The 22,841-nt window shown below is 70.0% G+C and carries 20 protein-coding genes and 1 pseudogene; 11 read left to right on the top strand and 10 right to left on the bottom strand.

From position 1 onward, the window contains the following. Positions 1-7: 7 nt before the first annotated feature. From ACIBAF_RS44365 to ACIBAF_RS44345, 5 genes are all read right to left on the bottom strand, one after another. Positions 8-943, bottom strand: coding sequence for a 3,4-dihydroxyphenylacetate 2,3-dioxygenase (locus tag ACIBAF_RS44365; RefSeq protein ID WP_399471670.1), 936 nt, complete (start codon positions 941-943; stop codon positions 8-10). Next, entirely contained in the window at positions 936-2,414 is a 1,479-nt protein-coding gene (locus tag ACIBAF_RS44360; RefSeq protein ID WP_399471668.1) for an aldehyde dehydrogenase, read from the bottom strand. Before ACIBAF_RS44360 ends, ACIBAF_RS44365 begins: the two co-directional genes overlap by 8 nt. A 122-nt stretch (positions 2,415-2,536) precedes the next feature. Beyond that, positions 2,537-3,349, bottom strand: coding sequence for an acetoacetate decarboxylase family protein (locus tag ACIBAF_RS44355; protein WP_399471666.1), 813 nt, complete (start codon positions 3,347-3,349; stop codon positions 2,537-2,539). A gap of 10 nt (positions 3,350-3,359) precedes the next feature. Beyond that, positions 3,360-4,580, bottom strand: coding sequence for an NAD(P)/FAD-dependent oxidoreductase (locus tag ACIBAF_RS44350; protein WP_399471703.1), 1,221 nt, complete (start codon positions 4,578-4,580; stop codon positions 3,360-3,362). A gap of 30 nt (positions 4,581-4,610) precedes the next feature. Beyond that, positions 4,611-4,799 (bottom strand): ferredoxin, encoded by a 189-nt coding sequence (locus tag ACIBAF_RS44345; RefSeq protein ID WP_399471664.1) that lies wholly within the window; start codon positions 4,797-4,799, stop codon positions 4,611-4,613. Positions 4,800-5,164: 365 nt separating this feature from the next. Here ACIBAF_RS44345 and ACIBAF_RS44340 point away from each other — a divergent pair, with 365 nt between their 5' ends. From ACIBAF_RS44340 to gndA, 6 genes are all read left to right on the top strand, one after another. Then, positions 5,165-6,478 (top strand): glutamine synthetase family protein, encoded by a 1,314-nt coding sequence (locus tag ACIBAF_RS44340; RefSeq protein WP_399471701.1) that lies wholly within the window; start codon positions 5,165-5,167, stop codon positions 6,476-6,478. Between the two features lie 51 nt (positions 6,479-6,529). Then, positions 6,530-7,813: a cytochrome P450 gene (locus ACIBAF_RS44335; protein ID WP_399471662.1), complete on the top strand. Its 1,284-nt coding sequence runs from the start codon at positions 6,530-6,532 to the stop codon at positions 7,811-7,813. Between the two features lie 230 nt (positions 7,814-8,043). Next, a complete protein-coding gene (locus ACIBAF_RS44330) occupies positions 8,044-9,678 on the top strand; it encodes a cellulase family glycosylhydrolase (protein ID WP_399471699.1) in 1,635 nt (544 codons plus the stop codon). Between the two features lie 250 nt (positions 9,679-9,928). Continuing rightward, on the top strand, positions 9,929-10,786 hold the full coding sequence (locus tag ACIBAF_RS44325; protein WP_399471660.1) for an LLM class flavin-dependent oxidoreductase: 858 nt from the start codon (positions 9,929-9,931) through the stop codon (positions 10,784-10,786). 41 nt (positions 10,787-10,827) lie between these two features. Beyond that, complete coding sequence (locus ACIBAF_RS44320; RefSeq protein ID WP_399471658.1) at positions 10,828-11,334, top strand: MarR family winged helix-turn-helix transcriptional regulator; 507 nt, start codon at positions 10,828-10,830, stop codon at positions 11,332-11,334. Positions 11,335-11,522: 188 nt separating this feature from the next. Then, complete coding sequence (gndA, locus tag ACIBAF_RS44315; RefSeq protein WP_399471656.1) at positions 11,523-12,962, top strand: NADP-dependent phosphogluconate dehydrogenase; 1,440 nt, start codon at positions 11,523-11,525, stop codon at positions 12,960-12,962. Positions 12,963-13,085: 123 nt separating this feature from the next. On the opposite strand, the pseudogene ACIBAF_RS44310 reads toward gndA, so the two are convergent. Further along, positions 13,086-13,553: pseudogene (locus tag ACIBAF_RS44310) on the bottom strand (IS110 family transposase); the annotation flags it as partial. Positions 13,554-13,910: 357 nt separating this feature from the next. Here ACIBAF_RS44310 and ACIBAF_RS44305 point away from each other — a divergent pair. Beyond that, complete coding sequence (locus tag ACIBAF_RS44305; protein WP_399471654.1) at positions 13,911-14,549, top strand: zinc-binding alcohol dehydrogenase family protein; 639 nt, start codon at positions 13,911-13,913, stop codon at positions 14,547-14,549. A 362-nt stretch (positions 14,550-14,911) separates the two neighbouring features. On the opposite strand, the gene ACIBAF_RS44300 is transcribed toward ACIBAF_RS44305, so the two are convergent. Continuing rightward, complete coding sequence (locus ACIBAF_RS44300) at positions 14,912-15,322, bottom strand: hypothetical protein (RefSeq protein WP_399471652.1); 411 nt, start codon at positions 15,320-15,322, stop codon at positions 14,912-14,914. A gap of 544 nt (positions 15,323-15,866) precedes the next feature. On the opposite strand from ACIBAF_RS44300, the gene ACIBAF_RS44295 reads away from it, so the two are divergent. Genes ACIBAF_RS44295 through ACIBAF_RS44285 form a run of 3 tightly spaced genes read left to right on the top strand, consistent with a single transcriptional unit; the run spans position 15,867 to position 18,855 of the window. After that, positions 15,867-16,592: a flavin reductase family protein gene (locus tag ACIBAF_RS44295; RefSeq protein WP_399471650.1), complete on the top strand. Its 726-nt coding sequence runs from the start codon at positions 15,867-15,869 to the stop codon at positions 16,590-16,592. Between the two features lie 29 nt (positions 16,593-16,621). Next, on the top strand, positions 16,622-17,146 hold the full coding sequence (locus ACIBAF_RS44290; protein ID WP_399471648.1) for a DUF302 domain-containing protein: 525 nt from the start codon (positions 16,622-16,624) through the stop codon (positions 17,144-17,146). Continuing rightward, the gene (locus ACIBAF_RS44285; protein ID WP_399471646.1) at positions 17,143-18,855 is read left to right on the top strand and encodes a GMC family oxidoreductase N-terminal domain-containing protein; all 1,713 of its coding nucleotides are present in this window, start codon (positions 17,143-17,145) and stop codon (positions 18,853-18,855) included. Before ACIBAF_RS44290 ends, ACIBAF_RS44285 begins: the two co-directional genes overlap by 4 nt. Positions 18,856-19,050: 195 nt before the next feature. On the opposite strand, the gene ACIBAF_RS44280 is transcribed toward ACIBAF_RS44285, so the two are convergent. Genes ACIBAF_RS44280 through ACIBAF_RS44270 form a run of 3 tightly spaced genes read right to left on the bottom strand, consistent with a single transcriptional unit; the run spans position 19,051 to position 22,048 of the window. Beyond that, positions 19,051-19,818: an SDR family NAD(P)-dependent oxidoreductase gene (locus tag ACIBAF_RS44280; protein ID WP_399471644.1), complete on the bottom strand. Its 768-nt coding sequence runs from the start codon at positions 19,816-19,818 to the stop codon at positions 19,051-19,053. Further along, a complete protein-coding gene (locus ACIBAF_RS44275; RefSeq protein ID WP_399471642.1) occupies positions 19,815-20,858 on the bottom strand; it encodes a phosphotransferase family protein in 1,044 nt (347 codons plus the stop codon). The genes ACIBAF_RS44280 and ACIBAF_RS44275 overlap by 4 nt, the downstream gene beginning before the upstream one ends. Next, positions 20,855-22,048 carry an acyl-CoA dehydrogenase family protein gene (locus ACIBAF_RS44270; RefSeq protein ID WP_399471640.1) on the bottom strand — a complete coding sequence of 398 codons (1,194 nt, stop codon included), beginning with the start codon at positions 22,046-22,048 and terminating at the stop codon, positions 20,855-20,857. Before ACIBAF_RS44270 ends, ACIBAF_RS44275 begins: the two co-directional genes overlap by 4 nt. Positions 22,049-22,178: 130 nt before the next feature. Here ACIBAF_RS44270 and ACIBAF_RS44265 point away from each other — a divergent pair, with 130 nt between their 5' ends. Further along, positions 22,179-22,754 (top strand): TetR/AcrR family transcriptional regulator, encoded by a 576-nt coding sequence (locus ACIBAF_RS44265; protein WP_399471638.1) that lies wholly within the window; start codon positions 22,179-22,181, stop codon positions 22,752-22,754. Positions 22,755-22,841 lie beyond the last annotated feature (87 nt).

Here is a 22,841-nt window from a genome sequence, read left to right as displayed (position 1 = left end):
TGACTCCTCAGCTACGGCGACGGGGGTGGTGCGGGGCGGCGGACGAGGGCGCGCCGGCGCCGGTCCAGCCGTCGGCCGGCCGGTCGAACCACAGGTGGACCTGGCCGGTGCCGACGGAGTTCTCGTACTCGCCGTACTGCCGGGCCCGGGCGGTGCAGGCCTGCTCGCCGAGGGCGCCGGCCATCATCAGGTAGTGGAAGAACTTCGCCTCGGGCTTGTACCGCCAGAACTCGTCCATCGTGTCGAGGACCTTGTCGTGGCGACCCTCCTTGAACCAGCCGATGCGCTCGTGGTCGGCTTCCCGCGCCTCGGGGGTGCGGATGTGCACCGGGTCGCTGGCCTCGTGGTCGCGGATCTCGCGCAACGGCCAGAAGGTGTGCGACAGGGCGCCGGAGGCGATCAGCAGGACGCGCCGCCCCGGGGTGGCGGCGATGCCGTCGGCGAGCGCGCGCCCGAGCCGCAGATGGTCCTCCATGTCACCGGTCTGGCAGACGCCGATGGTCACCCACCGCTTGTCCGGCAGCCCCTCGCCGAGGAACTTCCAGAGGTTGACGGTGGCGTAGTAGATCGGCAGGTAGTCGTCCTCGACGGGGGTGATCCAGGTGCCGTGCCGGTCGGCGAACTTCGCGACGCTGCGGGCGAGTTCGGGATCACCGGGGAAGTCGTACGGCATCCGGCACATGCCGCGCGGGAGCTCCTCGGACGTGAACAGGCCGGCGCGGCGCGCCTGCGCGGTGACGACGAACTCGACCGTCGTCGCCCAGTGGGAGTCGAGGACGACGACGGTGTCGTAGTCGTCGCGCTCGAAGACCTCTGTGCGGAGCTGGTGGAGTCCGGTGACGAGGGTGATCTCCTTGCCCTCGTTCAGCTCCAGCCGGTCTGCCTCGGGCAGCACGATGGTGGGGACATGGGCGAGCAGTCCCGCCCCGACGATCTCACCCATGGTCGGTCCATCCGGTCGGCGCGGTCACGGTGTTCTTCAGGTCGCAGTAGAAGTCGAAGCTCCAGGTGCCGCCCTCGCGCCCGACGCCGGACTGGCGGGAGCCGCCGAAGGGCGCCTGGAGGTCGCGGACGAAGAAGCAGTTGACCCAGACCGTGCCGGCGACGAGCTGTCCGCTGACGCGTTCGGCGCGCTCCCGGTCACCCGTGGCGACGGTCGCGGCGAGTCCGAAACGGGTGTCGTTGGCGAGCCGGACGCCCTCCTCCTCGCCGGCGAAGGTCTGCAGCGTCAGCACCGGCCCGAAGACCTCCTCCTGCACGATCTCCGAGTCCTGGGCGACGTCGGTGAGGAGCGTCGGCGCGTAGTACCGGCCGTCCTTGGGGTGGCCGCCGAGCAGGATGCGGGCGCCTGCCTCGACCGCCCGCCGCACGAACCCGTCGATCTTCTCCAGCTGGCGGGGATGGACGGTGGGCCCGAGGTCGGTGGCCTCCTCCCGCGGATCGCCCTGGGTGAGTCGCGAGGCCTTCGCCGTGAGCCGCCGGGTGAACTCCTCGGCGACCGCTTCCTCGACGAGGATCCGCGTCGCGGCGAGACAGACCTGCCCGGCGTTGTCGTACTGCTCCACCGCGAGGTCGACGGCGAGGTCGAGATCCGCGTCGGCGAACACCAACAGGGGTGACTTGCCGCCGAGTTCGAGGCTCAGCGGGGTGAGGTTGGCGGCGGCCGATCCGGCGATCCGCTGGGCCGTCGGCACCGAGCCGGTGAAGCTGATGCGACGCACGTCCGGGTGTGACGTGAGGGCGTCGCCGATCTCCGAGCCGTACCCCTGGACGACGTTGAGCACCCCGGCGGGCAGCCCGGCCTCGGCGGCGATGTCGGCGAGCAGGGAGGCGGTCAGCGGGGACCACTCGGCGGGCTTGAGGACCACGGTGTTCCCGGCGGCGAGCGCCGGGGCGACCTTCCAGGTGGCCAGCATGAGCGGGGCGTTCCACGGCGTGATCAGCACACAGGGCCCGGCCGGGTCCCAGCTGACGTGGTTGGTGTGCCCGCGCGTCTCGAAGTCCTCGTGATCGAGCGAGAGCAGCCAGTCGGCGAAGAAGCGGAAGTTGTGCGCGACCCGGGGCATGACACCCCGGCGATGGGACCGCAGCAGGGCGCCGTTGTCGGTGGTCTCGACGATGGCGAGCTCTTCGAGCCGCTTCTCGACACCGTCGGCGATGGCGTGCAGCACCCGGGCGCGTGCGGCACGGGAGGTACCGGCCCACCCGGGAAACGCCGCCTTGGCAGCGGCGACAGCCGCCTCGGCCTCGGCGGGTCCGCCCCGGGCGATCTCCCCGAGGACGGCGCCGTCGACGGGCGAGACATCGGTGAACGTCTCGACGGAGGCGACGCGCTCGCCGCCGATCCAGTGCCGGGTGTCGACGACGACACCGCCGACGCTGATGGTGTGGGACAAGTGGGATGTCTGGGACATGGGAACGGGGCTCCTGACCGAAGAGGGGCAAGGTGACTTACCTGGGGGCGCGGGGCTCTGGCAGCTGCGGCTCCGCCGCCGGGCACGGGCGGCCACGAACGACGCGCAGCCGCCCGCCGGCATCACTCGGCGGACGCTTCGGAAGTCCCCGCCTCCAACAGCCGACCCCCGTCCCAGACCACCCCCACCTGCCGGTAGTACGCGGCGATGGGCTCACGGATCTCCAACCGGGCCAACTCCTCGGCAGGCGACTCGAACAGCTCCAACTCCGCTTCCCCGACCCACGGTTGTCCGCCCTCGAACGAAGCGGCCCCGGACTCGATCAGTTCATCGAGCGCCAGCCCCTTCCCCTTCTCGATCGAAGGCAGCCACCGGTGATGAGCCATGGGATGCCCGTTCACGAAGCCGTTCGTCTCGGAAGGCTCCCGCAGGGTGACCACAGCCTGGGCGAGCCGCCGGTCCGCCGCGGCGAGCGTCGCCCCGAAGCGGGCGCCCGCCTCGATGCGCGGGGCAGGGCCGTACGGATGAGGGCGGGTCTGGTGAATCGATCCCAGCTTCTTCGGATACCCCTGGTGCAGTCCCCGCGCGATGGCGAAGTCCTTGTCGACCCAGATGTACACACACCGCGAGTAGGTCCGGCCCCGGTACGAGCACCGGACGACCGCGAACGCCTCCTTGTACTGCGCCAGCACAGGATCGAGCAGCTCGGATCCCTCTGCCGAACAGGACTGCCAGTCGGCCCAGATCAACGCCACCGCGCCAGGGTCCTCCTCGGCCAACTCCAGTGGCTCGGGCAGCAGTTCACGCACCCGCGAGGGATCCGTGCGGTATTCGACGGTGAGCAGGTCGCCGGAGTAGCGCCACGGCGGGGCGGGGATGAGCGACGAGCCGCCGCTCGCCGTCTTGGGGTGGAAGTAACCGCGGACACTGGTCACTCAAGGCTCCTTACGAGGTGAGGGCGGGCTGCCGCAGCAGCTGGGCGCGGTATCGGGCGGCGCCCATGGCGTTGGTGCGGCCGCCGAGCGCGACGACGCCGACGAGCCGGCCGTCGACGTGGTAGCCGACGAGGACGTCCCCGTCCGGGTCGCCGTCCAGGACACGGACGTCGTCCCTGCCGAGCACCGGCGCCCCGAAGGACTGCAGCCGGAACTCGTGCTGATCGCTCCAGAACGTGGGCAACGGGGCGAAGGAGGCCGACTCCTCTTCCGCGCCCATGAGATGGGCGACGAGCACCTTCGCCGCGTGCTTGGCGGTGTCGGCCGGGATCGACCAGTGCTCGACCCGGCGGGGTACGCCGTCGTAGCGGGCGTTGGGAAAACGGGCCACGTCACCGACCGCGACGACCTCCGGACGCCCCCCGACCCGCAGGTGCTCGTCGGTGAGCACCCCGTCGGCGAGGTCGAGCCGGTTGCCGTCCAGCCACTCGACGTTGGCGACCGAGCCGACGCACTCGACGACGACATCGGCGGGCAGCACGCGTCCGTCGGTGAGGCGTACCCCGGTGACCCGGCCGTCGGCCGCACCCTGGCCCCCGCCGTCGTCCTCGAAGCCGCTCACGCCGACGCCGAGCCCGAAGCGCACCCCGCGTTCCTCGTGCCGCTTGAGCAGCGCGCGGGCGACCAGGTCGCCCAGCGGGCCGACCATGGGCAGCGGCAGCGGATCGACGACCGTCACCTCGGCGACGCCCAGGCCGACGGCCGTGGCGGCGACCTCGCAGCCGATGAAGCCGGCCCCGACCACGACCACGCGGACACCGGGCCGGGTCAGCTCCTCGCGCAGCGCCTGGGCGTCCGCGAGGGTGCGGACGGTGTGGCGGCCGGTGAGCAGGCCCGGGCAGCGCAGCCGCCGGGGCCGCATGCCGGTGGCGACGACCAGCCCGTCGTACGACAGCGACGAACCGTCGTCGAGTGCGACGGTCCGCCGGTCGAGGTGAGCCGCGACGACCTTGGTCCCGAGCCGCCACTCCACGTCGGCGGCGGCCGCCTTCGGGGTGAAGGCCAGTGACGCGAACGGCGCCTTCCCGGCCAGCACCTCCTTGGACAGGGGCGGACGGTTGTAGGGCATGTGGGGCTCGTCCCCGACGACCGTGACGGCGCCCGTCCAGCCCGCCGCCCGGAGTTGTTCGGCGGCGCGCAGACCGCCCATCGAGGCGCCCGCGACGACGATGCGTCCGGTGGCAGTTCCGGTCACGGGGCCTCAGTCCTCGATCCGGATGGCCTGCAGCGGACACACGTCCGCGGCCTCCTCGACCTCGTCGCGCAGCGCGTCGTCGGGGTCGGGGACGTAGGCCAGGCGGCCGTCGGCGTCCAGTGAGAAGACGTCCGGGGCCGCGAAGACGCACTGGCCGTGGTCCTGGCACTTGTTCATGTCGACGACGACCTTCATGGCCGTTCCTCCAGAGGGTGAGGGCGTCGGAGCGGGCGAAGAGCGGGGGGAGAGGGGCCCGGCAGCGTTGCGGTGCTGCGGCCGGGCCCCGGCCAAAGGGGTGCGAAGGAGCCGCACCCCTGACTCGTTTGGCTTCAAACAACATAGGAAGCGGCTCGATCCTGGTCAATACCTGTCCAGGTGGATAAATTTTTGGGGCGGCCCCCTTGCGGGACGGCGAACACGGTCCTTACCGTTCGGGTTCAAACGACATGCCGGAGTGGCCTTCCCCCCCGCCCCCGGCCGGCGTCGCCCTCTCGCCACCCGTCCCATCCGCCCGAGGAGAATCGGTGAGCGCTCACGACATCCCAGACATCCGCCGGTCCATGGAGCGGCTCGCCGCCGACGGCATCGACGTCGTCCGGGTGACCTATCCCGACCTCATGGGCACCGACCGCGCCCGGGACGTGCTGCTGGAGGAGCTGCCCCGCGCCATGGAGCACGGACTCGCCTTCTGCCGGGCGGTCTACCACACCAGTCCGCAGGGGGACGTCGTACCGGTCGACGGCGGCCTGGACGCGGGGCTGCCGGACATCACGGTACGACCGGACCTCGACACGCTGGTCGCGCTCCCGTGGGAGCCCGGTGTCGCCACGTGTCTCGCGGACGTCGTCGACCCCGCCACGGGGGCCCCGGCGCCCGAGTCGCCCCGCGACCTGCTGCGGGGCGTCCTCGCCCGATGCCGGGAGCGGGACCTGCGTCCGGTCGTCGGACCCGAGCTGGAGTACTTCCTGTGCGAACCGGACCCGGCCGGCGGCTGGCGCCGCTACGCACGGGACCGCGGCGTCGTCTACACGGCGGGACTGCGCGCGGACCCCGACAACCACCTGCTGCGCACCCTGCGACACGTCCGCGATCTGAAGATCGGCGTGCTCAGCGGCAATCACGAGTTCGACGGCGGCCAGTTCGAGATCAACCTCCTGCACTCGGAGGCGCTGTCGGCCGCCGACCGGGCCTTCCGCTTCAAGGCCGCGATCAAGGAACTGGCCCGCCGGGAGGGCCGGCTCGCCACCTTCATGGCGAAGCCCTTCAACGACGCCGGCGGCTCCGGCTTCCACCTTCACCTGTCGTGCGAGGACGCCGAGGGTCGCAACGCCTTCGACGACCCCGCGGGCGCGTACGGACTGTCCGCCCGGGCCCGGCACGCCGTCGCCGGTGTCCTCGCGCACGCGCCCGCCCTCGCCGCGCTGGCCAATCCGACCGTCAACTCCGCCAAGCGCTTCGGCCCCGACACCCTCGCTCCCTGGCTGATCGACTGGGGCCTGGACAACCGCAGCGCGATGGTCCGCGTCCCGCCCGAGCGCGGGCCCGGAGCGCGCCTCGAACTCCGGCTCGGCGACGCGAGCGCCAACCCCTACCTGCTGATCGCCGGGACCGTCGCCGCGGCCCTGCTCGGCATCGAGGCCGGCGAGGAGCCGCCCGCCCCGCTGGAGGGCTACGGCTACGACACCGCCAAGGCGGCCGTCCTGCCCATGACCCTGTCCGCCGCGCTCGACGCGCTGGAGGCGGACACCGCCCTGACCGAACTCCTCGGCAAGAGCTTCACCAGCTCCTTCCTCACCTACAAGCGCAACGAGGTCGAACGCTTCCAACGGCACGTCACCGACTGGGAGTTCACCGAGTACGCCCACCACCTGTGACCGTCACGACAGCTGTCACACCGTGACGACTGCGCCCCTTGGGAGCCACGCATGACCGAGATCCTGACCCCCGCCGTGAGCGAGCCCATGCCGCTCGCCGACGTCGACCTCGCCGACCTGGACAACTTCACCGACGGGGTCACGCCCTGGCGCATGTTCCACACCCTGCGCCACGAGGACCCGGTGCACTGGCAGCCCGAGGAGGCCCCCAACTCCGGCTTCTGGGCGGTGACCCGGCACGCCGACATCGCCCGCGTCGATCGCGACGCCGAGACCTTCACCTCCACCAGGTTCGTCAACCTCGAGGAGGTCGACGACGACCAGATCAACAAGCGCGCCTCCATCCTGGAGCTGGACGGCGTCCGTCACCGGGCCCTGCGCAGCGTGATCCAGCGCCAGTTCGGCGCCGGCGTCATCAACAGCTACGCCGACTTCCTGCGCGGTCTGACGGCGAAGACCCTGGACGCGGCCCTGGCCAAGGGCGCCTTCGACTTCGTGAAGGAGGTGTCCGCCGACTTCCCCATCAACGTGCTGGCCCGGCTGCTGGACGTCCCGCCCGAGGACAACCAGCAGCTCATCGACTGGGGCAACCGCATCATCGGCAACACCGACCCCGACTACGCGGACGTCCTGCTGCACAGCGCGGAGAGCGAGAAGTACCGCGATCTGCCGTTCCGTTCGCCCGCCTCGCTCGAAGTCTTCGCATACGGACGGGAGCTGGCGCGTCAGCGGCGCGGGGGCGAGGGCGGCGACCTGGTCTCGAAGCTCGTCAACACCACTCCACGCGACGGAGTCCCGCTCTCGGCGCGGGACTTCGACAACTACTTCCTGCTCCTGGTCGTGGCCGGCAACGAGACCACCCGGCACACCATCACCCACTCGATGCTGGCCCTCCTCCAGCACCCCGAGCAGCTCGCCCGGCTCAAGGACGACCCGTCCCTGATCCCCACCGCGGTGGAGGAGTTCCTGCGCTGGGCCTCGCCCGTCTACCATTTCCGGCGCACCGCGACCCGGGACGTCGAACTCGGCGGCAAGCAGGTCAGGGAGGGCGACAAGGTCGTGATGTGGTTCGCCTCCGGCAACCGCGACGAGGACGTCTTCGGCGACCCCTACGACTTCGACGTCGCCCGGCAGCACAACGACCACGTCACCTTCGGCAAGGGCAGCCCCCACCTGTGCCTGGGCAACCTGTTGGCCCGCACCGAGATCCGCATCATGTTCGAGGAGCTGATCCCGCGCCTCGCCGACATCCGCCTGGCCGGCGACGTCCCGCGCGTGCGCTCCAACTTCGTCAACGGGATCAAGAAACTGCCCGTCGAGGTCACCCTCGCCTGACACCCGGCACGGGGGCGGCGCCGCCTGGCCGAGCGAGACCGCCCCCTCCTCGATCCCCTGCGCGATGTCTTGACGTGTACTTGACGCGATGGCTTCATGGGAGCGCTCCCATACCTCCGTTTCTTGGCCTCACTCCTGGAGTCGCAGTGAGAACGACAAGAAGCACGACAAGAAGCACTACAAGAAGCACGACACGCACCAGCCCCCGTCCACGGCCCCTGACGGCCCTGCTGACCAGGCTCGCCGCCTTCCTCGGGCTGGTGGTCCTCGTCGGCGTCCTCTGCCCGGCCGTCGCGCAGGCCCAGGGCCGGGCAGAGCCGTCGTCCAAGGCCCTCGCCACCGGCTTGCACATCAGCAACGGCCGCCTGGTCGAGGGCAACGGGAACGACTTCGTCATGCGCGGCGTCAACCACGCCCACACCTGGTATCAGGGCAAGACGCAGCAGTCGCTCGCCGACATCAAGGCGATGGGCGCCAACACCGTGCGCGTCGTCCTCGCCGACGGCCATCGCTGGACCGCCAACAGCGCCGCGGACGTGGCGACCGTCGTCGCCCAGTGCAAGGCCAACCGGCTCATCTGCGTCCTGGAGGTGCACGACACCACCGGCTACGGCGAGGACAGCGCGGCCGGCACGCTCGACCAGGCGGCCGACTACTGGATCGGCCTGAAGAGCGTGCTCGCCGGCCAGGAGAACTACATCGTCGTCAACATCGGCAACGAGCCCTGGGGCAACAGCAGCCCCGAGGGCTGGACTGCCCCCACCATCGCCGCGATCAAGAAGCTGCGCGCCGCCGGGTTCGAGCACACGATCATGGTGGACGCACCCAACTGGGGCCAGGACCTGCAGGGCGTCATGCGGGCCAACGCCCAGTCCGTCTACGCCGCCGACCCCACCGGCAACCTGATCTTCTCGATCCACATGTACAGCGTCTACGACACCGCGGCGGAGATCACCGACTACCTGAACGCCTTCGTCAACGCCAAACTCCCCATCCTCATCGGTGAGTTCGGCGGCCCCGCCGACCAGTGGGGCGACCCCGACGAGGACACCATGATGGCCGCCGCCCAGCAGCTCAAGCTCGGCTACCTGGCCTGGTCCTGGAGCGGCAACACCGACCCGATCCTCGACCTGACGCTCAACTTCGATCCCACGCAGCTCAGTTCGTGGGGAAAGCGGGTCTTCAACGGCGTCAACGGCATCGCCCAGACCGCGAAGGAAGCCACCGTCTACGGGGGCGGCGCCCCGGGCGACACCCAGGCGCCGACCGCCCCCGGCGCCCCGACAGCCTCCGCCGTGACGGCCACCTCCGCCACCCTCACCTGGTCCGCCGCCATCGACGACGTCGGCGTCGCCGGCTACGACGTAGTGCGGATCAACGGAACGACCGAGACCCCCGTCGCCGCGTCCACCACCAACAGCGCGACCGTGACCGGGTTGACCGCGAGCACCGCGTACACCTTCGCTGTCTACGCCCGCGACGGAGCAGGCAACCGCTCCGCCCGCTCGGCCGCGGTGAACGTCACCACCGGCAGCGCACCGGCCGTGGCCTGCTCCGTCGGCTACCGCGTGGTGGGGGAGTGGCCCGGCGGCTTCCAGGGCGAGATCACCGTGCGCAACACCGGCGCCACCGCCATCAGCGGCTGGAAGCTCGGCTTCGCCTTCGCCGACGGGCAGACCGTCACCAACATGTGGGGCGGGACCGCCACCCAGACCGGCGGCACGGTGAGCGTCGCCCCCGCCTCCTACACCGCCACCATCCCCGCGGCCGGCTCGGTCACCGTCGGCTTCATCGGAAGCAAGGGCGCGACCAACACCGCACCGACCGCGTTCACCCTCAACGGAGGTGCCTGCGCCACCAGTTGACCGGCATCTCGCATCGACCGGCGGAGGGGCGGGCGCGCTGCCTCCGCCGGTCACGAACGCCGGGACCCCCGACGGCCCGACCGGGAAAAAGGGTTTGTCGAGGCTCGGCCCCCGCGTTACGGTCGTCGCACTCTGAAGAAACAGCTCTCTGGAACCAACGCCGCAGAACGGGAGCAGGTCCGCGCAGGGCGCGCGGGGCCATGGAGGGGGCGGCAGCTTCTGTCGTCATGCCCTCCGGAGGATTGCTCCCATGAAGATCGGTCTCGGTCTCCCCGTCGACGACCCCGCCCTGCTGCCGAGTTGGGCCCGGCGCGCCGACGCGGGCCCGTTCAGCTCGCTCGGCCTGCTCGACCGGCTCGTCTTCCACAACCCCGAACCCCTGGTCACCCTGGCGACGCTCGCCGGCGCGACCTCCCGTATCCGCGTGCAGACCGAGGTGCTGATCGCGCCCGTGCACAACACGGCCCTGCTGGCCAAGCAGACCGCGACCCTGGACCGTATGTCCGGCGGCCGGTTCACGCTCGGCATCGGCGTCGGCGGTCGTGAGGACGACTGCCTGGCCGCGGGCATCGACCTCCACCGGCGAGGCCGCCGCCTCGACGAGCAGATGACCCTGCTGCGCCGGACCTGGGCCGGACAGCCGTACGGCGAGGGCGTCGGGCCGATCGGGCCCGCTCCCCTCACGCCCGGCGGACCGGAGGTGCTGTTCGGCGGCTTCGCCCCGGCGGCCGTCGAACGCGTCGGCCGGTTCGGCGACGGCTTCCTCGGCGCCGCGCTGCCGCCGAAACTGATGGACGGCCTGTTCCGCGATGTGGAGACGGTCTGGGAGAGGTACGACCGCCCCGGCCGCCCGCGTCTCGTCGCCCAGGTCAATGTCGCGCTCGGGCCGCCGGCCACGGTGGAGGAGGCCCGGCGCAACCTCCTCGACTACTACGCCTTCACCGGCCGCGCCGACTACATGGTGAACGGCCTGCTCACCACGGAGCGGGAGATCCGCGAGACGGTCGAGGCGTTCACCGGCATCGGCGCCGACGAGGTCATGCTCTACTGCTGGTCCTCCGACCTCGATCAGGTCGACCGGCTGGCCGAGGCGCTCTTCGTTCAGTGATTGAAGTCTCAAACACGGGGTGTCGTGGGTAGTGTGTGCTCATGTCCACGACGCCCCGCTGGCTCAACGCCGACGAACGACGAGCCTGGCTGGCCTACGTCGACTTCTCCACCCTGCTCGCCGACCACCTCAACCGGCAGCTGCGGCGCGACGCCGGGATGACGCACGCCGACTACAGCGTGCTGGCCTATCTCTCCATGGCCCCCGACACCACCCTCGGCATGTCGGAACTCGCCGAGCGGCTGAAGATCACGCGCAGTCGGCTCACCCACGCGGTGAACCGACTGCGCGAGGTCGGTCTGGTGGACCGCAGGGAGGACCCCGCCGACGGCCGCGGCCAGCTCGCCTACCTCACCGACGAGGGCAAGGCCCTGCTGGAGGAGGTCGCCCCCGGCCATGTGGAGGCCGTGCGCCGTGTGGTGTTCGACGTCCTCACCCCCGAACAGGTGCGCCAGTTCGCGGAGATCGGCGAGGCGATCAGCCAGGCCCTGCACCGAGCCGAGAGCACCCACGCCGACCCCACGGTGCTGCCCTGGCGCCGCCGGTAGCGGCTGCCCGGGCGCTGAAGTCGGGGCAGCCGGTCGGGTCGGTTCGCACGCTCCGGGGGTGACCGCGTGGGCCGATCGGCGCAAGGAATCCGCGTGGGATCGAGAAGAACCGGCCGACGGTGCGTACCTGGGGGTACCGGGGGCCGCGCGCCCCTCCGACCACGCCACCGATCCTAGGGACGTACCTCGTGAACGCAACCGCCGCCATCGGCGTCACCGGCCTCGGCGTGATGGGCCGCAACCTCGCGCGCAACTTCGCCCGCAACGGCTACACCGTCGCCGTCCACAACCGCTCCGCCGGTCGTACCCGCGCGCTCGTCGAGGAGTTCGGCCACGAGGGCGCCTTCGTCCCCGCCGAGTCGGCCGCGGACTTCGTGGCCGCGCTCGAACGGCCCCGCCGGCTGATGATCATGGTGCAGGCGGGCGCGGTCACCGACGCGGTCATCGACGAGTTCGCCCCGCTCCTGGAACCCGGCGACATGATCATCGACGGCGGAAACGCCCACTACGCCGACACCCGTCGCCGTGAGGAGGCCCTGCGCGAGCGCGGGCTCCACTTCGTCGGCGCCGGCGTCTCCGGCGGCGAGGAGGGCGCGCTGAACGGACCGGCCGTCATGGTCGGCGGCTCCACCGAGTCGTACGACGTCCTCGGCCCCATGTTCGAGTCGATCAGCGCGAAGGTCGACGGCGAGCCGTGTGCCACGCACATCGGCACCGACGGCGCCGGACACTTCGTCAAGATGGTCCACAACGGCATCGAGTACGCCGACATGCAGCTCATCGCCGAGGCGTACGACCTGCTGCGCCAGGTCGCCGGCTACACCCCGGCCGAGATCGCCGACGTCTTCCGCACCTGGAACGAGGGCCGGCTCGGCTCCTACCTGATCGAGATCACCGCCGAGGTCCTCGCCCACACCGACGCCACCACCGGCAAGCCGTTCGTCGACATCGTCGCCGACGCCGCCGGTCAGAAGGGCACCGGCCGCTGGACCGTGCAGACCGCCCTGGACCTGGGCTCCCCGGTCACCGCCATCGCCCAGGCCACCTTCGCCCGCGCCGCCTCCAGCCAGGCCGAACTGCGCGCCGCCTACGCCGGACTCCCCGGCGGCACCACGCCCCCGCTCAGCCGCACCGAGGCCACGCGCTTCACCTCCCAGGTCGAGCACGCCCTGTACGCGTCGAAGGTCATCGCCTACGACCAGGGCTGGAAGATGATCCTGGACGCGGCCGGCGAGTTCGGCTGGAAGATCGACCTCGGCGCGGTCGCCCGGATCTGGCGCGGCGGCTGCATCATCCGCGCCTCGTTCCTCGACCGCATCCGCGCCGCGTACGCCGCCGACCCGGACCTGGTCAGCCTGCTCGGCGAGATGGAGTTCGCCATGGAGATCACCGACGCGCAGGTGCCCTGGCGGGAGACCGTGGCCTCCGCCGCCCGCCGAGGCATCCCCGTCCCGGCCTTCTCCGCCGCGCTCGCCCACTACGACACGCTGCGCGCCGGCCGCCTGCCCGCCGCCCTCCTGCAGGGCCAGCGCGACTACTTCGGCGCCCACACCTACCAGCGCACCGACCGCCCCGGCGCGTTCCACACCCACTGGGCGGAGGCCGGACGCCCGGAGACGTCCGCCTGACGGATCCCGGAACGACAGGGGGCGGGGCACTCCACGAGTGCCCCGCCCCCTGCCCGGCACCGGCGAGCGCCGACCGGGTGCCCTTTGTAGGTTGCGGCGCTTCGTGCGCAACGACAGAGCTTTGAGGATGCGGGCTCCGGTCCTGATGCCGATGCCGGGCATGGACAGCAGGACCGTGGAAAGAGGGTGGGCCTCCAGGAGTTCCTCGATCCGGTGGGCCAGGAGTTTGCGCTGGTCGAGCACTGCCTGGAGCGAGGAGGCGAGGCTGGGGACGATCAGCGAGGCCGCATCCGTGCCCGGGACCACGACGGTCTGCTCGTCCAGCGCGGTGAACACGTCGTCGATCAGCCGTTCGGCCATCCTGGGTGCTTTCGGGCGGATCAGGGTGACCAGCTGTCGGCGTCCGGCCTTGCGGATCTGGGCCGGCGAGCCGAACTGGTCCAGCAGTCTGAGCACGGCCGGGTGCTGCATGCGCGGGCCCAGGACCCGTTCCAGATGCGGGTGGATCTGTGTGAACAGGCCCCGCAGCCGGTTGGACAGGCGGGTCGCTTCGGAGGCGAGGTCGTCGTCGAAGCCGACGATCAACGTCAGCGGATTGTTGCGCCCGGGAGTCACCGCCGCCGAAAAGCGCCCACCCGACGGTGCGCGCAGGTGAGCGAGCATCCGCGCCACGAAGTCCATAGCCTCCCCGGCGCTGAGATCCGCGGTGAAGTCAGCGGTCAGCCAGGAGCACCAATCTGCGGTGATCTGCCAGCTATCCCCACCAGTTCGAGCCAGTTCCAGCCACACGTCATCGTTGCCGAGGCGTATCCGCGGCTGGTCCATCTCGCCCTCCGACATCCGTGGCCTGAGCTCAAGATCTTATGGGGCAGATCTCCGTCGTCAGTGTCGTCGCACGTCAGCCATCACGCAGCAACCCGGTGAAGCTTCCCGGTCAGAGCGCTAGACGTGGCTGCCCTGGCCACCGGTGCCGGATATCTCACCGCCTACCTCGCCCTCACCGAACTCGTCTCCTTCCAGCCGGGGCAGAGCGTGCTCGCTCCGGGCGTCGGAGGATCCGTCGGCTTCGGCGGGGTGGAGGTCGCCCGAGTCCTCGGTGCCGCCACGGCCGTCTCCACTGCCAGCACGACCGAGAAGGCCGTCCTCGGACGCAAGGCCGGCTACGACGTCATCGACCTGTCGCAGGAATCCCTGAGGGACGGCGTGGCGAGGCTGACTGACGGCCGGGATGTGGACGTCGTACTCGACGGGATCGGCGGCTCGCTGACCGGCGAGGCCCTGGGATCCCTGGCGAGGAACGGAACGCTGGTCAGCGTCGGCTACTCGGGCGGGACGCTGGTCTCCGTCAACGTCACCGACCTGATCTGGAAGGCCCTCCACGCCCAGGGCTTCCAGTTCGCCGGGTTCAGTCCGGCGGTTCTCGGAGCCGCGGTCACCACGCTGCTCGACTGGCTCGCCGCAGGCGCCATCAGCCCGACGATCGGCACCGTCTTCCCGCTCGAACAGGCCGCGCAGGCCCAGTGCCACCTGATGGAAGACAGGCCGTTCGGCCGTGTCCTGCTCACCTTCGCAGCCCCCGGACAGTGACCTCCGCCGCCGAGCGCCTGATCAACAAAACGAAGGCCCGGCGAACCGTCGCCACCTGGGAAGACCGGACACCGAACAGGCACGCACCGGCCTTCGGCCGCGCGCCTCGACGACGTGACTCGCGAACGTCGTGAGACCGGCCCATTGAGTACGACCTGACAGGCACCCCCATGGGGGCGCACCGGCCGTGTGGTCCCGTCGTCCCGGCTCTGTCAGCGGCCGGCAGCGGGCCGCTTGGCGCCGGTAGGGCCGGGCGCCCGGTCAGGTGGTGCGACACGACCCGGCCCGAGCCCCGCTCCTCGAGAGAAACAGGGCCGGGCCGGGCGGTGCGGCTGTGCTGGCTGTGCGTCAGGACGTGCGGCTCAGACCCGGGTGAAGCGGACGGCCACCGTCTCGCTGACCGTGACCGCCTGGGCGTATTCCGGGTCCGTCGCCGTCGCGCGGCCCTCGACCTCGACGGCCCCCTTCTGGAAGGGGCCGAGCCGGTGGGTACGGCCGTGCCGGTCCAGGCGGCCGGAGCGCCCCGGGGCGCAGGACGCCGACGTGGAGTAGGAGCCCAGGACGAGGCCGCGCTTCTTCGCCTGTGTGACGTTGCCCGTGACGGTCACCTGCACCGGCTTGGTGCAGGTGACCGTGCCCTGGAAGGTGGCCTTGCCGTTGACGGAGCTCGCGGTGCCGTCCAGGGCGATGTCAAGGCCGAGGCCGAGTTCGGTCGGCGGGGCCGGGTTGTCGATGTGGACCTCGCGGCGAACTCGGTCGCCGGTGGACGCCATCCATGCATGGGGCGCCGAGCGGGCCCCTGCGGCTGTGATCGCCGAGGTCTTGACCCGATCTGAGCTATACCTTTCTTATAGTACCTGCTAGCGTCTCCAGTTATGACGAAGGAGTCGCTTGCGGGGCTGTGGGCCGCAGAGACGTCCGCATCTGGCGCAGGGAGTCTGCGCGAGGTCGGTGGGCCGGCTTGCCTGGGAGGGGCGACCGCATGCGCTGGTCTCGTGCGCGATGTGCGGGTGCTGCCACGCTGTCCGGTGGGCGGTGACTGTTGAGGCGATGTCAGCCGCCGAGGCGGTGGCCTCCGGGACCAACTCCGGTTGGATGTCCAGGTCGGCTCGGCGCGGTGACGGGGCGCCAGGTCGCTCTGGTCGTTCGCAGGATCGTGTGCAGACACGAATCGCATGCTGGAACTCGTCGGCTCGACTGAGTTGACTTCATACGCCGGCGCCGCGCGCGCCAACAACCGGATTGCTCGATCTATCGTACGCATGGCAACGGGGCCGAGGCTGATCAGTCGACCCACTTTGCTGAAGGGATGACCGAATGTACATCGACGCCGAGAATCTCACGGCCGAAGCAGCGTACAAATTGCTGATCGGCAGCGTCATTCCACGACCCATTGCATGGGTCAGCACTCTGTCGGAAGACGGGGTCGGAAACCTGGCGCCGATCTCGTTCTTCACCGTGGTGGGCCGTAAGCCCCCTATGGTTTCATTGTCCATTCAGCCTCGGTCCGACGGCGTCACGCTCAAAGACAGCTTCGTGAACATGCGCGACACTGGTGAATTCGTGACCCACCTGGCTACCCTGCCGCAGGCACTTCCCCTGCACCTCAGTGCGCGCGAATTCGAACCCGATGAGGACGAGTTCGACATGGTCGGGGTGAAGAAGGTGCCCAGTTTCGCGGTGAAGCCACCTCGTATCGAGGGCGCGCCGATTGCGTTCGAGTGTGTCGTGGAAATGATCGTCCCCGCATCGGACAAAATCAACCACCTCGTGGTGGGGCGGGTCGTGCAGTTCTACATCCGCGATGACCTCTACCTGCCCAACGGGCGGATCGACACCGGTGCTGTCGCGCCGATCGGTCGGCTGGCCGCCGAGTACACGGTGGTGAACAACGCGTTCGTCCCGCCCCTGGACAGCGAAACCCTCGCACGGTTCGACGGCCGCCGGATGCAGCGACTCGACAAGCACGACGAGAACTACTCGATGATCGACACCGCCCAGTGGTCACCGTCCGGATCCATCACGCCGGGAGACGAGCGGTGACGGGTCGGACACGCGTTGTCATCAATCGGGTGCGCCGGCTCGAAATCGCGGTCGACCTGCCGTTCGAGGAATTCCGTCAGCGCTACGAGCAGGCGGTTCCTTTCTTCGACCCGGGCCACTTCGGTGACCTCGACCCGGACTGCACCGACTGGGCCACGATCCGCCGGATAACCGACCAGCAGGCCCCGCACGATTTCCTGCTGTACTGGCGCGGCGAGACCGACCTGATGATGCGAGTGGCTGGGCACGCGACCCGCTGCACCGCCTACCTCATGGGCAACCACACTATTGCCGAGCGCATGTATCGCCACAACCCTGGGGTCATGCTCTACGCGCCCCTGCGCACCACCATCTACGAGGACCACGACGACCGGCTGTGGTTCTCCGTTGATCAGCCCAGCACCCGCTTCTCGAGTTTCGACGATCCGGAGATCGCCGAGGTCGGCCTATATCTGGACGGTAAGCTCGCCGAGCTGTTCACCACCCTCGGTCTCGTCGTTCCCGCCGGGCTGATGCGGTGGACGGGAACCGGGGACCGGAGGCAGCTCTCATGACACCCCTTGCGGTCAGTGAACCTGCCTACGACGTCATAGTTGTCGGTTCGGGATTCGGGGGAAGTGTCGCGGCCCTCAGGCTCACGGAGAAGGGCTACCGGGTCGCCGTGATCGAGGCGGGCCGCAGGTTCGCCGACGACGAGTTCGCCAAGACGTCGTGGGATCTCCGACGCTACCTGTGGGCGCCCGCGCTCGGCTGCTTCGGAATCCAGCGCATCCACCCGCTCAAGGACGTCATCGTGAACGCGGGCGCCGGCGTCGGCGGCGGTTCACTCGTCTACGCCAACGCCCTGTATCAGCCGCCCAAGCCGTTCTATGCGGACCGGCAGTGGGCGCACATCACCGACTGGGAGTCGGAACTGGCGCCCCACTACGACCAGGCCAGCCGCATGCTGGGCGTGGTCACCAACCCGACCACGACCGCCTGCGACAAGGTGATGCTCAAGGTCGCGACCGACATGGGCGTGGCGGACTCCTACCAACCGGCCCCGGTCGCTGTGCATTTCGGCGAGCCCGGCAGAACCGCTGACGACCCCTTCTTCGGCGGCGTCGGGCCCCGGCGCACCGGGTGCACCGAGTGCGGCTCCTGCATGACGGGGTGCCGGGTCGGCGCCAAGAACACCCTGGTCAAGAACTACCTCTATATCGCGGAGCGCGCCGGTGCGACGGTCATGCCGCTGACCACTGTGGATGCGGTACGGCCTCGATCCGATGGGTCCTTCGAGGTGGACGTCCACCGGACGGGCAGGCGGTCACGCCGCTTCCGGCGCAGCCTGACGGCGAGCCAGGTTGTCCTGGCCGCCGGCACATGGGGGACGCAGCGCTTGTTGCACCGGATGCGGGACGACGACGTACTGCCTGAGCTCTCCCCGCGGTTGGGGGAACTGACCCGCACGAACTCGGAGGCGATCATCGCCGTCAGCCGGTCGGCGGTCGACCCCGGATCAGACTTCACCCGGGGCGTGTCGGTCACGTCGTCGATCCATCCGGACGACGACACGCACATCCAGGCCGTGCGCTACGGCAAGGGAAGCAACTCGATGAGTTTGCTGCAGACCGTCGCCACCGACGGCTCGCTGCCCATGCCGCGGTGGCTGCAGATGCTGCGTACGATCGTGCGGGAGCCGGTCAGGTCGATGACGTTGCTGGTCAACGGCTACCGGTGGAGTGAGCGGTCGATGCTGCTGCTGGTGATGCAGAGTCTGGACAACTCGATCACCACCTACACCAAGCGTGGTCTGTTCGGGCGCCGCAGATTCACCTCGAAACAGGGGCACGGCGCGCCGAACCCGACGTTCATCCCGGCCGGTCACGAGGCGAATCTGCGTGCGGCCGAGCACATCCGTGGCATTGCGGGCGGGACGTGGGGCGAGATCTTCAACAGGCCGATGACCGCGCACTTCTTCGGCGGTGCGCCGATCGGGACCTCGCCGGAGGACGGCGTGATCGACCCGTACCACCGGGTGTTCAACTACCCGGGACTGTCCGTCGTGGACGGGACCGCGCTGACGGCGAACCTCGGTGTGAACCCGTCGCTGACCATCACTGCCAAGGCGGAACGTGCGTTCTCGTTCTGGCCCAACAAGGGCGAGACCGATCCGCGCCCCGCCCAGTCGCAGCCCTACCGACGGCTTGCCCCCGTGGCCCCGCAGAACCCGGCCGTCCCGGCAACGGCCCCGGCGGCCCTGCGGCTGCCGATCGTGGGCTGAGCCCCCTCGCACTGCGGGCAACTGACGGGACCGGTACGCCGGTCCCGTCAGTTGCGTGGCGTCCGCCAAGCCAGACGAGGAAGACATGGGGAACAGCGGATCGTCTGGGGGCCGTGAACGCGGGCGTTGGTACATGACTGTGCCCGCCAACACCGTCGGCCGCCTGAGCCGCCGTCGAGTTGGACGGGCCTCCCGTCAGTGGCCGGACATGCCGCCGTCAACGGCGAGCGTGGTGCCGGTGATGTAGGACGAGGCGGGGCCGGCGAGGAAGACGACTGCGGCGTCGAGCTCACGTTGCAGCCCCGGCCGGCCCATCGGACTGGTCTGCCGGATGAACGTCATGACCTGCACCTCGGGGATCTGGGAGGTCATCTCGCTGGCGAAGTATCCCGGTGCGATGGCATTGACCCGGATGCCGCGGCGTCCGGTCCATTGCTGGGCGAGGTCGCGGGTGAGGCCGATGAGGCCGGCCTTGCTGGCGGCGTAGGCCGCCTGCGGAGCATACGACTTGATCAGCCCGAGCACGCTGGCCACGTTGACGATGCTGGAGCCGGGCTCCATGACCCGGCCGCAGGCCTGCGCCGCCCAGTAGGCGCCGTTGAGGTTGATGTCGATGACACCGCGGAAGTCCTCCGGGCGCTCCTTCAACGCGGGAACGGCCGTGCCAATGCCGGCGTTGTTGATCAGGATGTCGACGCGGCCGAACTCGTCGAATGCCGCGCGGGCCATCGCCTCACACTGCTCTGGATCGCCGATGTCGGTGGCGACGGTGAGGGCGCGGCGGCCGGTGTCCTGTACGTGCCTTGCGACTTCGGTCAGTCGGTCGGCGCGGCGGGCGGCGAGGACGACGTCGGCGCCGGCCTCCGCGAGCGCTCGGGCGAATCCGGCGCCGAGGCCGGAGCTCGCTCCGGTGACGACGGCGACCTTGCCGTCGAGGCGGAAGAGGTCGAGGACGTTGCTCATAGTGGCTCCAGGTGTGTCAGTGCTCGAAGTCCGGCGGCGGTGAGCGGCGCGACGGCCTGCCCGACTGTGTCGAATCCTGTGCCGAGGGTCAGCCCTTGCTGGAAGCGGGCGTGTATTCCCTCGGCGATGACGGCGATCTTGAAGTAGCCCAGCGCGAGGTAGAAGCCGAGTTCGCCGAGATCCCGGCCGCTGGCCTCGGCGTAGCGCTGGGCGAGGTCGGCCGGAGCGGGCAGGCGGTCGCTCGTGGAGGCGGCCGATCCGTTGAGCACGGGCGCGAAAACCGGGTCGGCGTAGACAAGGTGCAGACCGAGATCGGCGAGGGGGTCGCCGAGGGTGGCCATCTCCCAGTCGACGACCGCGCGCACGATTCCAGGATCGACGAGGTCGAGGATGGCGTTGTCGATGCGGTAGTCACCGTGCACGATCGACGCACCGCTCTCCGCAGGGCAGGCGGCGGCGAGGCCGGCGTACAGGCGTTCCATGTCGGCGAGCGCGCGGGTCCGGACGCGTTGCCACTGGTCGTACCAGCGCTGGACCTGGCGCGTCAGGTATCCCTGCGGCCGCCCGAATCCGGTGAGCCTGACGGCGCCGGGATCGACGGCGTGCAGGCGCGCGAGGACGTCGACCAGGCCGTACGCACAGCGCGCGATCTCGCTGTCCGGCAGGGCGTGCAGCTGCTCGACGGTCCGGATCACCCTGCCGTCGACGTGTTCGACCACCGAGAAAGGCACCCCCAGGGCGTCGTCCGCCCTCCCGATGGCCACAGCACGGGCCACGGGAACGTCACTGGCCGCCAGCGCGGCGACCACCCGGTACTCGCGCTGCATGTCGTGCGCGGAGGGGGTGAGACCGCCCAGCGGAGGACGGCGGACAACCCATCGCGTCTGCCCGTCGGTGACCAGGTAGGTCAGGTTCGACCGTCCACCCTGAAGCAGCTCGGCGGCGAGCCGTCCGTGAAACTCGGGTACGTGCTCGCTGAAGAACCGTTCCAGGGCGGGCAGGTCGAGGCCATCCACGGTGGTCTGATCCGCGCCGGTCACCGTGTGGCCGTCTCGGTGTGGCGGCGCAGGACGCGGCGGGCGATGGCCCAGCGGTGGGTCTCGGACGGGCCGTCGTAGATCCGGAAGGGCCTCACCTCCCGCAGGAACCGCCCTAGCAGGATGTCGTCGGACACGCCGAGGGAGCCGCAGATCTGCAGCGACCGGTCCACGACCCGCCAGACGGCTTCGGCGCAGAAGGCCTTGGCGATCGAGGTGGACTGCGAGGCCGACCGGCCCTGGTCGAGCTCAAAGCAGGCTTGGAGGATCAGTCCGCGGGCGGCGGCGATGTCGATCTCGTTGTCGGCGATCATCTGCTGCACCATGCCGAGATCGCCGAGCCGGGAGCCGAACAGGCGGCGGTCGGCGGCCCGGGCGACGGCGATGTCCTGCGCGCGGCGGGCGATGCCCAGCCACCGCATGCAGTGGGTCGTCCTAGCGGGTCCGAGCCTCACCTGCGCATAGCGGAAACCCTGGTCGACCTCGCCGAGCACCGCCTCGTCCGGTACGACGCAGTTGTCGAAGTGCAGCTCGACGTGGCCGCCGTAGAGGCTCTCGTCGAGTGTTCCGATGTGCCTGACCATCTGCATACCCGGGTTGTCGGCGTCGACCAGGAACATGGTCGCGCCGCCCTGGTCACCGGGTTCGCCTGAGGTCCTGGCCATACAGATCGCGAACCCCGCGCCGTCGGCGCCGGTGATGAACCACTTGTGTCCGTCGATGCGCCAGCCGCCCGCAACGCGTTCCGCGCGGGTTGCGAGGGCACTGGGGTCGGAGCCGGCGCCGGGCGCGGGTTCTGTCATCGCGAAGCAGGACCGGGTGGCGCCGGTCGCGAGCGGGAGCAGGTAGCGCTGCTTCTGCTCGGCGGTGGCGATGGCTTCGAGCATGTGCATGTTGCCCTCGTCGGGGGCGGCGATGTTCAGCGCCAGCGGACCCAACAGGGAGTACCCCGCCTCCTCGAACACGGCGGCCCTGCCCCGCATGTCCAGCCCGTGCCCGCCGAACTCCGTGCCGACGTGCGGCGCGAACACTCCCGCGTCCTTCGCGGCCCGCTGCAGCCCGATCCGGACCTTCTCGGTGCGCGCGACGCCGTGGTGCTTTTCCTCGACCGGTATCACCACCTCGCGCACGAAGTCGGCGGTGCGGCGCGCGAGGTCCGCGGCGACGCGGTCGGGGGTGAGGTCGACTGCCATGGCGACTCCCAATGGGGCTAATGAGTATTAGCCGCGACTCTAAGCGGTCGCTTGGCGCTGTGCACCATGGTGCATGTCACAGGCCATACGGGATCAGCTATCGTCTGTTAGTCCCGAAGTGGAGGCGAAGGTGAGTCGAGCCGACGACATCCGTGCCGCGGCGCTGGAGCTGTTCACGCGCCTCGGCTATGAGGCGACCACGATGGCCGACATCGGACGCGCTGTGGGTATTCGCGGCCCAAGTCTGTACAAGCACATCGCGTCCAAGCAGGACGTGCTTGCCCAGATCATGATCGGCACGATGGAGGACCTCCTGGCCGCGCACCGCGCAGCCGTCACCAGCGGCGGTGACCCGGTGGTACGCCTTCGCCGGGCCGCCGAGGCGCATGTTCGGTACCACGCCCGGCACCGGCTCGAAGCCTTCGTCGGCAACCGCGAGATCCGCTCTCTCGTCGAGCCGCACCGCAGTCGCGTGCTGGCCCTGCGCACGGAGTACGAAGCCGGCTTCCGTGCGATCGTCGACGCGGGCGTCGCGGAGGGATGCTTCCAGGTGGCCTCCGCGCGACTGGTCTCCTACGCCATCCTCGACCTCGGTATGGGCGTCGCGGCGTGGTACCGCGAGGGCGGCGAACTCGCCGAGGACACGATCGTCTGGCGGTACGGAGACTTCGCCCTCCGTCTGGCGGGGGCGGGCTCTGACGGCTAGAAGGTCGATGAAGATCTTGGGTTCTGGCCCTGCCGCATGAGCGGCAGGGCCAGACTCGTCTTGTGGCGATGGGCGAATGGGTGGGCG

This window comes from Streptomyces sp. NPDC051677 (assembly GCF_044453465.1).
Lineage (GTDB): Bacteria > Actinomycetota > Actinomycetes > Streptomycetales > Streptomycetaceae > Streptomyces.
The sequence above is the reverse complement of the archived record's forward strand: the minus strand, read 5'-3'. Positions and strand labels throughout refer to the sequence as shown.

Bases quoted from the DNA above. Each gene is read 5' to 3' on its own strand.
- ACIBAF_RS44325 (WP_399471660.1), top strand. From the start codon at position 9,929: ATGAAGATCGGTCTCGGTCTCCCCGTCGACGACCCCGCCCTGCTGCCG.
- ACIBAF_RS44365 (WP_399471670.1), bottom strand. From the start codon at position 943: ATGGGTGAGATCGTCGGGGCGGGACTGCTCGCCCATGTCCCCACCATC.
- ACIBAF_RS44295 (WP_399471650.1), top strand. From the start codon at position 15,867: ATGTACATCGACGCCGAGAATCTCACGGCCGAAGCAGCGTACAAATTG.
- ACIBAF_RS44335 (WP_399471662.1), top strand. From the start codon at position 6,530: ATGACCGAGATCCTGACCCCCGCCGTGAGCGAGCCCATGCCGCTCGCC.
- ACIBAF_RS44270 (WP_399471640.1), bottom strand. From the start codon at position 22,048: ATGGCAGTCGACCTCACCCCCGACCGCGTCGCCGCGGACCTCGCGCGC.
- ACIBAF_RS44300 (WP_399471652.1), bottom strand. From the start codon at position 15,322: ATGGCGTCCACCGGCGACCGAGTTCGCCGCGAGGTCCACATCGACAAC.
- ACIBAF_RS44360 (WP_399471668.1), bottom strand. From the start codon at position 2,414: ATGTCCCAGACATCCCACTTGTCCCACACCATCAGCGTCGGCGGTGTC.
- ACIBAF_RS44340 (WP_399471701.1), top strand. From the start codon at position 5,165: ATGGAGCGGCTCGCCGCCGACGGCATCGACGTCGTCCGGGTGACCTAT.
- ACIBAF_RS44345 (WP_399471664.1), bottom strand. From the start codon at position 4,799: ATGAAGGTCGTCGTCGACATGAACAAGTGCCAGGACCACGGCCAGTGC.
- ACIBAF_RS44320 (WP_399471658.1), top strand. From the start codon at position 10,828: ATGTCCACGACGCCCCGCTGGCTCAACGCCGACGAACGACGAGCCTGG.
- ACIBAF_RS44285 (WP_399471646.1), top strand. From the start codon at position 17,143: ATGACACCCCTTGCGGTCAGTGAACCTGCCTACGACGTCATAGTTGTC.
- ACIBAF_RS44280 (WP_399471644.1), bottom strand. From the start codon at position 19,818: ATGAGCAACGTCCTCGACCTCTTCCGCCTCGACGGCAAGGTCGCCGTC.